The organism is Mesorhizobium maamorense, from assembly GCF_044998965.1.
In the GTDB taxonomy this organism is placed as follows: domain Bacteria; phylum Pseudomonadota; class Alphaproteobacteria; order Rhizobiales; family Rhizobiaceae; genus Mesorhizobium.
The window spans coordinates 58,517-71,580 of the sequence record NZ_CP173356.1 but is presented as its reverse complement, the minus strand read 5'-3'; the positions used below and the strand labels follow the sequence as shown (position 1 = coordinate 71,580).

The following is a 13,064-nucleotide window of genomic DNA, read 5'->3' as shown; positions in this document are numbered from 1 at the left end:
CACTGCATTAAGATCGAGCGGGGAGCCTAGCACGGAGGCCAAGTATGGGACCGAGGTCACCTGCCACTCCGGACACAGCTCGGCGGCAGCAAAGCCGCTCGCTGCGCGCTCTCCACAAGCGCCGTAGCGAGCGAGCGGCTTTGCGCTCCTCATCGGCACTTGCTCGTAAAGTCGGATCGCTGAGACCAATCCGAGGGAGCCTATATGACCAACGACATAGTGAACCTGTGCGCCCATGGAAAAAGCCTCCTGATGGCCATCGCTTGTGCGAGGTGATTGCCTTTGCCGTCGTGCGGCTTGGCGAGCCGGAGATCAGAGCTGCGACCGGAAGCGGCTACGGCAAGAAGAAGACCTGGGTCAGGCCGCGCCTACGCCATCAGGCGCTGCAAACAGCTCAACCCGGGGATCGGCAGCCCCATACTGGTCCGCGTACATGAGCACCATTGGCCTGCGATGGCGATCGCCCTCGCCGAGATCTGCTGGTAATCGGAGAAATCTTCGACCCGCCCTGGTCGCACCATCAGCCCGATCTTTGCTCGTGCTGCTGTTCGTGGCAAGAATGTAGCCGTGCTGCGGATAGCGCCGAACAGCATGCGATAGGGTCATTGATGCGCCTTGGGCCGCGACAGCGCTTTACATTCAAGTAGCACGCGAGCTTCCTTGGTATTAGACGGCGGGCGCCCGCCCCCGGTGGAGAATTCGAGGATGCCTTTGTGGAGCCCGTCCTCTGGAATTTTTACGGTGCCGCCAATCGACTTCACCTGGACCAATTTTTCCCGCCAGCAGCCGTATGGCGGTAATCTCGGACGATTGACTGACACCAAACCCGCCGGCGGCCAACGGACGCGTTTGCCTGCATTGAGCAACTTTACTGCCGGGTTCGGGTTGGGACTCACCGCAACAATGGCGGCGATCCTCGATAAGCGCGGAAGCGCTCCTGGGGAGTCTACGCTCGAGGCGGTCGGCGGTGGGGCGCAGATAGCAGCTGTGCCCTGGTTGGCCTCCGCGGGCACAGCTATGGTCAGCAAAGTCCAAAGGAGCGGCCCGCACGCCGCCCGAGAACGGAAAGCAACATGCATCGGTGTTGCCTCAAGCAGCGGTTGAACGGGAAACGCGCGGCAGGTTCTCGGCCAGTAACCGCCAGTCGTCGCGCTCGGGTGCGCCTTCCTCGCGCATCCCGAAGAACTGGATGATCATCTTGCCGTCGGCGTCATAAGCTTCAAGTGACGTGAGGTGGCCGTCCCTGGTTGGCTTGCGCACGGCCCATACCTCGCGGATGTGGTGGGTCTTGAGATGCAGGCGGAAGGTCTTGTCGAGCACATTGATCCAAGGCCCGATCTGCTTGATCGTCTTGATTGGGCCGGAATGGATCTGGATGCAGCCACGATTGCCGACGAAGCACAGGATGGGCATCTCGTCTTCGGCCGCACGATGCAACATGGAGGCAAGCGCAGCATGGTCGAGCAGCCAGGCGTAGTCGTCGCCGACCATGCGCACCGCCTGGCGGCGGCTGAGGTTGAGCGCCTTCAGCATGCCGAAGAACTGGTGCACGTCGCTCAGTTGACTCCAGTGCTCGCGTAGGTCATCGACCGTAGCGGCTTGGTCCGGATTCTTTGCGTCCTTTTCCGCCGACTTCGTCTTAACCGAGATGATCGGCTCCTGGTTGGGGGATTCGAGCTCGTCTATCAGTTTTCGATAGGCATGGAGGTTTGAGGACGGTCTCAGATTCACCTTGTGCACGGCCTCGCCTGCCGCATCGAAGAACAGCAGCCCGCGGCGAATTTCCTCGGCTTCGCGTGTCTCCACCGCAAAGCCATGCGTCCACACCTTCGGGAAGATGCGCAAATCAATGTCATTGCCGAGCACCATGGCGCGATGGTTGCCGGTGAACACCTTGTCGTAGACGCCAATCTTCTCATGCACGGCGCTGTCATTGCGGGTCAGCGCCATCACCTCGCCGACGGCCTCAAGACCGGTAAGCACATCATTGACGCGCGGCTCGATGCGCAGCGCGCCAAAACCGCAATGTGCCGCGTAGAGCTCCGCTTCCGAAATGCCCAGTTTGGCGGCGAGATCGCGGCCACGGATGCTGGGACAGTCTTCGCGTGCACGCCGGATGGTCTCCGGGGAAGGTTCCTCGCGCTGGTGCATGTATTACCCCTGCTTTGCGCATTTGTCGGTCGGAGCCTTAGCCCTCAAAAGGCGTACCAATTCCTTGGAGCATCCCGGAAACCTGCCTTGGTTGCAGGTCGGAGGGGAATTCGGGCCCGCCCAAGTGTGGCGGACCCGACAAATCCGACAATACCTGTCGATGCTCTGCGCTTCTGCGGCATTCCGAACCGGATCCAAACCGGAATTTTTGGGCGTGTTGGGGATGTCACGCTGTTCGAAAACGGCTTTTTCCCTTTGGCACGGTCCATGCACGATAATCCGCAATTCGTCCGCATCGAGGAAGCGAGCCATGATCACGCTCACTGACAAGGCCGTTGCCGCCGTCAAGACCGCTCTGTCCGCCGCTAGCGAGCCCGCAGAAGGCTTCCGGATCATGGTCGAGGCCGGCGGCTGCTCCGGCTTCAAATATTCATTGGGTCTGGAGAGCGTCCCGCGCCAGGGCGACGCCATTGTCGAGACAGATGGCATCAAGGTGTTCGTGGACGCCGGCTCCCAACCGCATGTCGCCGGCATGGCCGTCGACTTCGTCACGGGTATCGAATCCTCCGGCTTTGTTTTCGACAATCCTAACGCGCGAGAAAAGTGCTCCTGCGGTAAGTCGTTCGGCTGATCGCGAAGGAGGAGAGAGGACGCCGCGAGCGAGCTTTGCTGGCCGTCACCCGGTGCGGGCCAACCTGTGGAGCACTTGCGCCACTCGGGATCGTCGCGCTCTCAACGACGCAGGCTCGATGAGACCAAGTCCCGCTTAACATCGTCCCGCTCGATTGGAGACCACCCATGACAGTCTATCTCGACAACAACGCAACGACCCGGGTCGACCCCGCGGTCGTCAAGGCGATGTTGCCGTTCCTTACCGATCAATTCGGCAACCCTTCGTCGGCCCACGGGTTTGGTGCCTTTGCCGGCGCTGCGTTGGCAAAGGCGCGGCGTCAGTTACAGGCGCTGATCGGCGCGGAGTTCGATGATGAGATCACCTTCACCTCGGGTGGAACGGAAAGCGACAATGCGGCCATACTTTCGGCGCTCGAGGTCATGCCTTGTCGAACTGAGATCGTGACGTCCGCTGTCGAACATCCGGCTGTGCTGACCCTGTGCGCTCATCTTGAGGAGACGCGCCGCGCTAAGGTGCACCGCATCCCGGTGGACCGCCATGGCCGGCTGAACGTCGACGCTTACCGGGCGGCGCTCACCCCAAACGTGGCGGTCGTCTCGATCATGTGGGCCAACAACGAAACTGGTACGATCTTCCCCGTCGCCAAGCTCGCCGAATTGGCTAAGGAAGTCGGCGCGATTTTCCACACTGATGCCGTGCAGGCAGTCGGCAAACTCTCGATCGACCTGAAATCAACCGCTATCGACATGCTGTCGCTCTCCAGCCATAAATTTCACGGGCCAAAAGGGGTCGGCGCACTTTTCGTCAAGCGCGGCGTGCCGTTCCAACCGCTGATCAAGGGGGGGCACCAAGAGAGCGATCGGCGCGCCGGCACCGAAAACACGCCCGGCATAGTCGGGCTCGGCGTAGCCGCCGAACTCGCCTTGAAATCAATGGATGACGAGACCGCGAGGATAAAGTGGCTCCGCGACACGCTGGAGAACGGGCTTGTCCAGCGTGTCCCAAACAGCGTCGTCAACGGCGATCCTCTGGAGCGCTTGCCCAACACCGCAAACATCGCCTTCGAGGACATTGAGGGCGGCCATGGGATCCTGCATCTCCTGGATCGCGAGGGTGTCGTCTGTTCCTCGGGGTCCGCGTGCACATCGGGCAGTGCGGAGCCAAGCCATGTGCTGAGGGCGATGAAAATGCCACATGGGGCGGTCCGCTTCTCTTTCGCGCGTGACAACGGACAAGGAGACGTGGACCGGGTGCTCGAGGTCTTGCCTTCGATCGTGGAGAGGCTGCGGCACGCCCACAGTTCCGGGTCGAATGGATGGAGCGCCGAAGATCTCCAAGGCATTCCAGGTCTCAGCGGCGGAAGAACCGGCGTCCATTCGTGAGCAGTCAATTCTTTCTCAAGAACATCCCCCTGCGCGACGGCGATCAGGCACCCGGCGGGCAGGGACGACACTGCGGTGGGTTCTCCCACACGGTGACCGAAGGCGCGCTGACGGCGGCCGGTGTGCCTGACACGAGGTTGGCGCTCCGGTCATGGGAACTGAAGAGGTCGAGCAATTTTCTCCGTGGTCGCTGGGATGTCCCGGTGCGGCTCACGGCATGGTAGCCGGATGAGCTCACAGGATCGCCATGGATCGGTCGAGAGCGGCGTCAGCGCCTCAATCGTCGTCCATCGATGTCAGCTTGCCACCAGGCTCGGGCTCGGCCGAGGGAGCGCTGCAGCTGATCGAGCATACGCTCGGAAGCGCGGCCACCAGGGCGACGAGAGCAGCGCCACCAGCTCCTCTTCGCACGGGTCCTCGCGCGACCTCGGTCGGGCCGAGCGCCAGGCGCCGAACGCCAGCTGTATCGACGAGGCGATTGTCGCGCTGGCTGAGCTGCATCGTTCATCAACCGCGGGCTTCGGGGCTGCATGTCCAATGCGCGACGAACGCGCCAAAACCCGTTTCCGACAAGGGAGATTGTAATGAACTGTTCCGCTGACAGCAGACCCATTGACGTCACCAACATCCTCACGCGCCTGAAAGGCCTGTCGTCCGCGGAGGAGTTCTTCGTTGTACTTTGCGTTTCGTATGACCCGAAGGTGCTCAATGTCTCACGGCTGCATATCCTCAAGCGTATGGGCCAATACCTTGCCGAGGAAGACTTCTCCGGGCTGCCCGACCAGGTGATTGCCGCGCGCGTGCGCGCCATGCTGGTACGCGCCTACGAGGAGTTCGCGGCTTCCTCGCCGCTCACGCACCGGGTTTTCAAGGTGCTCAAAGACCACGATCCGAGCAAACCTCACAAGCCAGGCCGCACATTCGTTCCGTTCGACTCCATCCTGAAGCGTTTCGGCGAATAACGACATAGTTGCGACGCGACAATGTCGACAAGCCGACAATTCGGACATCGAAGCCGGGGCCCTCAGAAATGATCAACGGAACTTACAAGGAATAGGCGCCCGCAAAAGACTTGGCACGAATGATGCAATCAAGAACTGGCACCGCCTGCCCACATCGGGATAACAGCTAGAGAACGCCAATGCACATCGTGGTCAGCATCAAGCAGGTGCCGGACTCGGCACAGATACGGGTCCATCCGGTGACGAACACCATCATGCGCCAGGGTGTGCCGACCATCATCAACCCTTACGACCTGTTCGCCCTGGAAGAAGCACTCAGGCTGCGCGACGCCTATGGCGGGGAGGTCACCGTGCTCACCATGGGCCCACCCATGGCCGAGGACTCCCTGCGCAAGGCGCTCGGCTACGGCGCCGATCGCGCGGTGCTTTTGACCGACCGCTATTTTGCCGGTTCCGACACGCTGGCCACCTCCTTTGCTCTTTCCCAGGCAATCGCGAAGATCGGCGAGACGTTCGGCACGCCGGACGTGGTCTTCACGGGCAAACAGACGATCGACGGCGACACCGCCCAAGTCGGACCCGGCATCGCCAAGCGTCTCGATCTCATTCAACTCACCTATGTCGCGAAAATCGTCTCCATTGATTTTGCTGCAGGCGAGATCACGGTCGAGCGTCGATGCGAGGGCGGCACCCAGAAGCTGAAGAGCAGGCTGCCTTGCCTCATCACCATGCTGGAAGGCACAAACGAGATGCGCCGGGGCTCGATCGAAGACGCGCTTTGCGCCGCACGCAGCCCGATTGTGAAATGGAGCGCGGCCGAGGCCGGCATTGAAGATCTCACCAAATGCGGCTTGCGTGGCTCGCCGACGGTCGTCAAACGCGTTTTTGCCCCTGTCGCCCATTCGGAAAGGGCCGCGCAAATTGAGATCGCCGAGAAGACGCCGCGGGAAGTCGCCGACGAACTGATCGCTGCAATCTTCACCCGCCAGCCGGCCCTGGAACCGGAACTCGCCTTCGAGAGCGCGTGAGGCAAGGAGCAGACCATATGTCGAGCACGAACTCAGACGCCCCTCGCCAGCCCCCCGGCCGTGCCGGGATGAAGAAGGAGCTTCCTGAGCGTTTCAGGGATTATCGGCACGTCTGGGTTTTTATCGAGCTCGAACGAGGGCAGGTCCATCCAGTATCTTTCGAACTGCTTGGCGAGGGCCGCAAGCTGGCGGACAAACTTGGCGTGCAGCTCGCGGGTGCTGTGTTCGGACCGCCGGGAGAAGCTACCGGGAACGCACTCGCCGAGGCATTCGCCTATGGCGCCGACCTCGTCTACTTCGTTGAGGCGCCGCTGCTCGCCGATTATCGCAATGAGCCATTCACCAAGGCGATGACCGATCTGGTTGCTACTTACAAACCCGAGATCCTGCTTCTCGGTGCCACGACCCTCGGCAGGGATCTCGCCGGGTCCGTCGCAACCACCTTGCTGACAGGGCTAACGGCCGACTGCACAGCACTTGACGTGGATGCTGACGGGTCCCTCGCCGCGACCCGCCCGACTTTTGGCGGTTCCTTGCTGTGCACGATCTACACACTCAACTACAGGCCGCAGATGGCGACGGTGCGACCGAGGGTCATGGCCATGCCGCAGCGGGCGGACAGACCGATCGGGCGCGTCATCCAGCACAAGCTGTCGCTAGCCGAGGATGAAATCGTCACCAAGGTGCTGGGATTCCTTCCCGATAGCCAGTCGGGCATCGCCAATCTCGGCTATGCGGATGTGGTGGTTGCCGGAGGGCTCGGTCTCGGCGGAGCGGAGAACCTGCAGCTTGTGAAGAGTCTCGCGCGAGTAATAGGCGCCGAATTCGGCTGTTCGCGGCCGCTGGTCCAAAAGGGCTGGATGTCGGCAGATCGGCAGATCGGACAAACAGGCAAGACAATCCGGCCGAAGCTCTACATAGCCGCCGGCATTTCCGGCGCCATTCAGCACCGCGTTGGAGTTGAGGGGGCCGATCTCATTGTGGCCATCAACACCGACCCGAACGCGCCGATTTTCGATTTCGCTCACCTCGGGATCGTCACCGATGCGGTGCGCTTCCTACCGGCTTTGACCGAAGCCTTCACCCGTCGGCTGTCACCGCACAGTCGCGACAAGCTTGCGAGCTAACGCATTATGCAGATGATCAAGGAAGAGTTCGACGCCATTGTCATCGGCGCCGGAATGTCCGGGAACGCAGCTGCCTATACTTTGGCAAGCGACGGCTTGAAGGTGCTCCAGTTGGAGCGAGGTGAATATCCGGGCTCTAAGAATGTCCAGGGCGCCATCATGTATGCGAGCATGTTGGAGAAGATCATCCCGGATTTCCGCGATGATGCACCTCTCGAACGGCATCTGGTTGAACAGCGATTGTGGGTTATGGATGACACCTCCCACACCGGGATTCACTATCGATCGGACGACTTCAACGAGGTAAAGCCCAATCGCTATACGATCATCCGCGCCCAGTTCGACAAATGGTTTTCGCGCAGGGTGCGGGAGGCAGGCGCGACGGTTCTGTGCGAGACCACGGTGACGGACCTCGTCCGCGACACGAAGGGCAAGGTGATCGAGTCCGAACGGATCGGGCCGGTGGAGTGATCTACGCGGACGTGGTTGTCCTTGCAGAAGGTGTCTGCGGGCTGCTCGGCACACGGGGCGGCCTGCGCAAGATCCTGAAGCCGGAATCCGTTGCGCTGGCAGTTAAGGAAATGCATTTCCTGCCCGAAGAGGTCATTGAGCAGCGATTCGGCGTCAAAGGAGGTGAAGGCTGTGTCATTGAGTCGGTCGGCACGATCTCCCGCGGCATGGCCGGGCTCGGGTTCCTTTACACCAACAAGGAATCGATCTCACTGGGCATCGGCTGCCTCGTCTCGGATTTCGCCGCGAAGGTGGAGAGCCCGTATGCCCTCCTCGACGCATTCAAAAACCATCCTTCGGTCCGGCCGCTGATTGCCGGTTCGGAGGTGAAAGAATATGCGGCGCACCTCATTCCCGAAGGTGGTTACAAAGCTATGCCGCAGCTCTTTGGCGACGGTTGGGTCGTTGTCGGCGATGCCGCGCAATTGAACAACGCCGTTCACCGCGAGGGCTCCAATCTCGCCATGACATCGGGCCGCATCGCGGCAGAGGCTATCATCCAGGTCAAGAGACGCAACAACCCTATGACCAAACGCAACCTCGCCCTTTACAAGGCAATGCTGGACAAATCGTTCGTGGTCAAAGACCTTCGAAAATACAAAGACATGCCGGCTTTGCTCCACACCAACGCCTCCACTTTCTTCACGACGTACCCGAGGTTGATGTCGCAAGCTGCGCAGAATTTCATGCGCGTCGACGGCACACCAAAGATCGAGAAGGAAAAGGCGACCACGGCAGCCTTCATCAAGGCGCGCTCGCGTTGGGGACTGGTCAGCGACGCGCTTCGCTTAGCGTTGGCGTGGCGGTGAGGCACTGACGACATGACCAACCCGGTGACGAAGTTACGTGTCGAAGACAAGCTTTACCAGAACCGTTATTTGGTGGACCCCGGCCGCCCGCATATAAAGGTGCGAGCGCACGAACAACCGAGCTCAAGCCTGCTCGCGCTGACCCACGTCTGTCCCGCGAAATGCTATGAGCTGAACGACAAAGGCCAGGTTGAAATAACGCCCGATGGCTGCATGGAGTGCGGCACCTGCCGCGTTTTGTGCGAGGCCAGCGGCGAGATCGAATGGAACTATCCGCGTGGTGGCTTTGGCGTCCTCTTCAAATTCGGATGATCGGCCTTGGCACCGGCTCAGTGGGTGTGCAGCTGTGCACTCCCGAAGTCGCGACAAAGCGCGCATTTTTGCCGGTACCATCTCGCCAAAGTGCGACCGGGTGATTCCCTGAATTGATGAAAAGGCGCTTGGGAGGAGCACCCGGACCACAACCGCTGAGGTCTTTCCATGGCTCAAATATCCCCGGATCGGGTCAACGAAGCAGGACGTCGAGACACCTTCCGCAAACCAGCCAGTGATCGGATTTTCGAAGCAGATGACTGGCTCAGGGGGATCTACGAGGTATCAAAGGCGCTGACGGCTCCCGCCCGACTGGAGGTTACGCTGGCCAATGTCGCGAACACTCTCGCGTCCTTTGTGCAAATGCGTCATGGAGCAATCTTCGTCCTCGACTCTGAAGGTGAGCCGGAGATCGCCGCGAGTGCCGGCAGCGCCCCATCAGGCACTCACCCCATCATACCAAAGGCCGCAATAAATCAAATCGTCGCAACGGGCACGCGGCTCGTCATCGCGGACCTTAGCACGTCCGAGTTGTTTCAAACCGACCTTCAAACACGTCATGGTGTCAATTCATTCCCGATGGCCTTTATCGGCGTCCCGGTTAAGGCTGAGGACAGGGTCCTTGGGACGCTGGCGATCGTAAGAGACAGCGCGAACGGGTCCCGCTACGATGAGGATATCTGCTTCCTGACGATGGTGGCCAACCTCGTCGGCCGCACCATTCGCCTCCATCGCGGCTTGACTAAGGATCGTGAGCGGCGCGTCGATGAGAACTGGCCAGCGGAGAATTCGTCCAATGAGGACCGGACCGACCTCGTCCCGCATGCGCCCGTCAAGATAGATGGGATCATCGGGGAGAGCCCCGCACTCAAGCAGGTGCTCGAAACCGTCTCCATTGTAGCAAGGACGAATTCCACTGTGCTTCTGAGGGGCGAGAGCGGCACCGGCAAGGAGTTTTTCGCTCAAGCCATACATAGGCTCTCGCGCCGGCGGACGAAGTCTTTCGTCAAGTTGAACTGCGCCGCACTGTCGGAAAGCGTTCTGGAGTCGGAGCTGTTCGGGCATGAAAAAGGTGCCTTCACAGGGGCAATTTCCCAGCGCGCCGGCCGTTTTGAATTGGCAAACGGGGGAACGCTGCTACTCGACGAAATCGGCGAGATATCGCCTGCCTTCCAAGCCAAGCTGTTACGCGTCTTGCAGGAAGGCGAACTGGAGCGTGTTGGCGGCACCAAGACGCTGCAGGTGGACGTGCGACTCATATGCGCCACCAACAGGGATCTTGAGTCGGCTGTTGTAAACGGGGATTTCAGGGCCGACCTTTATTATCGCATCAATGTGGTACCAATCATCCTGCCTCCGCTCAGAGAGCGCCTGGGGGATATCCCTCGGCTTGCGAACGCCTTCCTCGAACGATTCAACAAGGAGAACCATCTCGAACTCGCCTTCGCGCCGTCGGCGCTCGAGTTTATCTCGCAATGCTACTTCCCGGGTAACGTCCGCGAATTGGAGAACTGCGTGCAAAGGACGGCAACGCTGGCGCGTTCAAGGACAATCGCTCCATCGGATTTTGCCTGCAACAACAACCAATGCCTATCTTGGCTCCTCTGGAAAAGAGCTGATCATTCGCACAGCGGCAATACCGGCACCCAGCACTTTCAAACCAATATGCCCGCCGGATTGCCGATGCCGGCCGGGCGCTTCGGCGCCCCGCAGGACAATTTGCGACCCAATACTGCTGCCCCTGCAAACGATCCCGCTCTCCCTAAAATAGGCCCGCGCCTGACGGAACGCGACCGGCTGATCGGCGCGATGGAGAAGGTCGGCTGGGTTCAGGCCAAGGCCGCCCGTGTCCTCGGCGTCACGCCGCGACAGGTCGGATACGCTTTGCGCCGACACGGCATCGAGGTGAAGAAATTCTAGTGTCTCATTGAGGTGGAGAACGAGAACACTGCGCCAGCTACGCCAAAATGTGTCGGAGCCCGGGCCAAAGCTGCGCGGGCGTGTGATGCTGTCGCGCCTCCAGCCACCCTTTCCGGCGTCTTGCCGATCGTAAACGGGAGTCACCGACTCTCCTTACCCGGACCAATGCAGATCCAGATGAGCAGTGGCAACTTCACAACCAAGTCGCGGTCGCTCAGAGCGACATCCTTGTCGGAGACACGTCGGGACGGTTGTGCCGAGGGCGATGACGGCTGAGCTGTCGACGCGTTATATCATCTAGACCTGATCTCCGGCCGGGGTCGTCTTCCTCACCTTCTGAGCACGCCCTGTTAGGAGTCCGACAAAGCTATGTCGCGGCAACTCCATGATGTCTGACGCGCAAAGCCAATTCGTGAGCTAGCGCCACCTTTTCAGTTGGCATTGCTCTTGCGCTTCGAACCGCGACGTTAACTCGTAACGGAGCCGTTCAATGGCCGCACCGGTGATTTCAGCTGAGAGCCTGACCGGCGCGAGGGTCTCCGAACGGTTGCTGGTGAGCGCGAAGTCGGGTGGCTGCGCATCTTCCTCCTGCGGGTCGTCGACAAGGCCGGACGATGTGGATCTGGTCACCTGGAGCAAGATCAAGGATCACCCGTGCTTTTCGGAAGAGGCGCACCACTATTTTGCGCGCATGCACGTCGCCGTCGCGCCGGCCTGCAATGTCCAGTGCAACTACTGCAATCGTAAATATGACTGCGCCAACGAAAGCCGGCCCGGGGTTGTCTCGGAAAAGCTGACGCCCGATCAGGCGGTACGAAAGGTGATCGCGGTTGCCAATGAAGTGCCGCAGCTTTCCGTGCTTGGCATCGCCGGACCGGGCGATGCCTGCTACGATTGGAAGAAGACAAAGGCCACGTTCGAACGCGTCGTCAGGGAAATCCCCGACCTCAGGCTTTGCGTCTCCACGAACGGGCTCGCACTGCCGGACCATGTCGACGAGCTTGCCGACATGAATGTCGATCACGTGACGATCACGATCAACATGGTCGATCCGGAAATAGGCGCAAAAATCTATCCCTGGATCTTTTACGGTCACCGCCGCTACTACGGGATCGAAGCCGCCAGAATTCTGCACGAGCGGCAGATGCTGGGCCTGGAGATGCTCAGCGCACGCGGCATCCTCACCAAAATCAATTCGGTGATGATCCCTGGAGTGAATGACCAGCACCTGATTGAGGTGAACAAGTCGGTCAAGCAGCGTGGCGCGTTCCTGCACAACGTCATGCCTCTCATCTCGGACCCGGCGCACGGCACGCACTTCGGGTTGATCGGGCAGCGTGGCCCAAATGCAATGGAGATGAAGGCTCTTCAGGATCGTCTCGAAGGCGGCGCCAAGTTGATGCGCCACTGCCGGCAGTGCCGGGCAGATGCCGTCGGCCTGCTAGGTGAGGATCGTGGCCAGGAATTCATGTTGGGCCAAATCCCCGGTGAGCTCACCTACGATGCCGGCAAGCGTGAAGCCTATCGGGAGCTGGTCGCCGAGGAACGCCGTGATCACCTGGCGGCCAGAAGCGAAGCGGCCGGAGCGGTGAAGACAGCGAGTTCCGGGAAGTCCCTTCTCATCGGGGTGGCGACTAAAGGCGGCGGCCGCGTCAACGAACACTTCGGCCATGCCAAGGAATTCCAAGTGTATGAAGCCTCGACGCGGGGGATCAACTTTGTCGGGCACCGTACGGTTGAGCAGTATTGCCTCGGGGGTTGGGGCGAGAAGGCCACTCTCGACCGGATCACCGCTGCGCTGGAAGGCATAGACGTCGTGCTTTGCGTCAAAATTGGAGATCGCCCCAAGGAGCAGCTCGCGGCCGCCGGTATCCGAGCAACGGACGCTTACGGCCATGACTACATCGAAACGGCAATCGCGGCGGTTTACGCCGCCGAGTTCGGCGTCCAGGCACTCGCGGCGACAGCCTGAACCCATCTTATTAATCGAATCAGGAATCAAAATGGCTTTCAAGATCATCGCATCCCAATGCACACAATGCGGCGCCTGCGAATTCGAATGCCCGTCGGGTGCGATCAAGTTCAAAGGCGAGAGCTACGTGGTCGAGCTGCAGAAGTGCACCGAATGCGAGGGGGCTTTCGACACGCAGCAATGTGCATCGGTGTGTCCTGTGCCGAATACCTGCATTCCTGCCTGAGTCCACTGGGTACCCCACAAGTGGCTGCCCC

General features: G+C 60.4%; 10 protein-coding genes and 1 pseudogene. 10 read left to right on the top strand and 1 reads right to left on the bottom strand.

From position 1 onward, the window contains the following. Positions 1–1,089: 1,089 nt before the first annotated feature. A complete protein-coding gene (locus tag ACIU1A_RS00925) occupies positions 1,090–2,151 on the bottom strand; it encodes a hemin-degrading factor (RefSeq protein ID WP_404926316.1) in 1,062 nt (353 codons plus the stop codon). 310 nt (positions 2,152–2,461) lie between these two features. Between ACIU1A_RS00925 and ACIU1A_RS00920 the strand changes: the two genes are divergently transcribed. The 10 genes and pseudogenes from ACIU1A_RS00920 to ACIU1A_RS00875 all read left to right on the top strand — a co-directional run bounded on the left by ACIU1A_RS00920 (position 2,462) and on the right by ACIU1A_RS00875 (position 13,033). Then, the gene (locus ACIU1A_RS00920; RefSeq protein WP_404926315.1) at positions 2,462–2,782 is read left to right on the top strand and encodes an iron-sulfur cluster assembly accessory protein; all 321 of its coding nucleotides are present in this window, start codon (positions 2,462–2,464) and stop codon (positions 2,780–2,782) included. 167 nt (positions 2,783–2,949) lie between these two features. Continuing rightward, positions 2,950–4,167 (top strand): cysteine desulfurase NifS, encoded by a 1,218-nt coding sequence (gene nifS / locus ACIU1A_RS00915; protein ID WP_404926314.1) that lies wholly within the window; start codon positions 2,950–2,952, stop codon positions 4,165–4,167. A gap of 584 nt (positions 4,168–4,751) precedes the next feature. Beyond that, positions 4,752–5,129 carry a nitrogenase stabilizing/protective protein NifW gene (gene nifW, locus ACIU1A_RS00910; RefSeq protein ID WP_404926313.1) on the top strand — a complete coding sequence of 126 codons (378 nt, stop codon included), beginning with the start codon at positions 4,752–4,754 and terminating at the stop codon, positions 5,127–5,129. A 179-nt stretch (positions 5,130–5,308) separates the two neighbouring features. Continuing rightward, entirely contained in the window at positions 5,309–6,157 is an 849-nt protein-coding gene (locus ACIU1A_RS00905) for an electron transfer flavoprotein subunit beta/FixA family protein (RefSeq protein ID WP_404926312.1), read from the top strand. Between the two features lie 17 nt (positions 6,158–6,174). Continuing rightward, positions 6,175–7,284, top strand: coding sequence for an electron transfer flavoprotein subunit alpha/FixB family protein (locus ACIU1A_RS00900; RefSeq protein WP_404926311.1), 1,110 nt, complete (start codon positions 6,175–6,177; stop codon positions 7,282–7,284). Positions 7,285–7,296: 12 nt separating this feature from the next. Further along, positions 7,297–8,603, top strand: a pseudogene (locus tag ACIU1A_RS00895) (FAD-dependent oxidoreductase). 12 nt (positions 8,604–8,615) lie between these two features. Next, positions 8,616–8,915, top strand: coding sequence for a ferredoxin family protein (locus ACIU1A_RS00890; RefSeq protein ID WP_404926310.1), 300 nt, complete (start codon positions 8,616–8,618; stop codon positions 8,913–8,915). A 168-nt stretch (positions 8,916–9,083) separates the two neighbouring features. Beyond that, a complete protein-coding gene (nifA, locus tag ACIU1A_RS00885; RefSeq protein WP_404926309.1) occupies positions 9,084–10,835 on the top strand; it encodes a nif-specific transcriptional activator NifA in 1,752 nt (583 codons plus the stop codon). Between the two features lie 490 nt (positions 10,836–11,325). After that, entirely contained in the window at positions 11,326–12,807 is a 1,482-nt protein-coding gene (gene nifB, locus ACIU1A_RS00880; protein ID WP_404926308.1) for a nitrogenase cofactor biosynthesis protein NifB, read from the top strand. 31 nt (positions 12,808–12,838) lie between these two features. Beyond that, entirely contained in the window at positions 12,839–13,033 is a 195-nt protein-coding gene (locus ACIU1A_RS00875; RefSeq protein ID WP_404926307.1) for a 4Fe-4S dicluster domain-containing protein, read from the top strand. The last annotated feature ends 31 nt before the right edge of the window (positions 13,034–13,064 follow it).

Bases quoted from the DNA above. Each gene is read 5' to 3' on its own strand.
- ACIU1A_RS00925 (WP_404926316.1), bottom strand. From the start codon at position 2,151: ATGCACCAGCGCGAGGAACCTTCCCCGGAGACCATCCGGCGTGCACGC.
- ACIU1A_RS00920 (WP_404926315.1), top strand. From the start codon at position 2,462: ATGATCACGCTCACTGACAAGGCCGTTGCCGCCGTCAAGACCGCTCTG.
- nifS (WP_404926314.1), top strand. From the start codon at position 2,950: ATGACAGTCTATCTCGACAACAACGCAACGACCCGGGTCGACCCCGCG.
- nifW (WP_404926313.1), top strand. From the start codon at position 4,752: ATGAACTGTTCCGCTGACAGCAGACCCATTGACGTCACCAACATCCTC.
- ACIU1A_RS00905 (WP_404926312.1), top strand. From the start codon at position 5,309: ATGCACATCGTGGTCAGCATCAAGCAGGTGCCGGACTCGGCACAGATA.
- ACIU1A_RS00900 (WP_404926311.1), top strand. From the start codon at position 6,175: ATGTCGAGCACGAACTCAGACGCCCCTCGCCAGCCCCCCGGCCGTGCC.
- ACIU1A_RS00890 (WP_404926310.1), top strand. From the start codon at position 8,616: ATGACCAACCCGGTGACGAAGTTACGTGTCGAAGACAAGCTTTACCAG.
- nifA (WP_404926309.1), top strand. From the start codon at position 9,084: ATGGCTCAAATATCCCCGGATCGGGTCAACGAAGCAGGACGTCGAGAC.
- nifB (WP_404926308.1), top strand. From the start codon at position 11,326: ATGGCCGCACCGGTGATTTCAGCTGAGAGCCTGACCGGCGCGAGGGTC.
- ACIU1A_RS00875 (WP_404926307.1), top strand. From the start codon at position 12,839: ATGGCTTTCAAGATCATCGCATCCCAATGCACACAATGCGGCGCCTGC.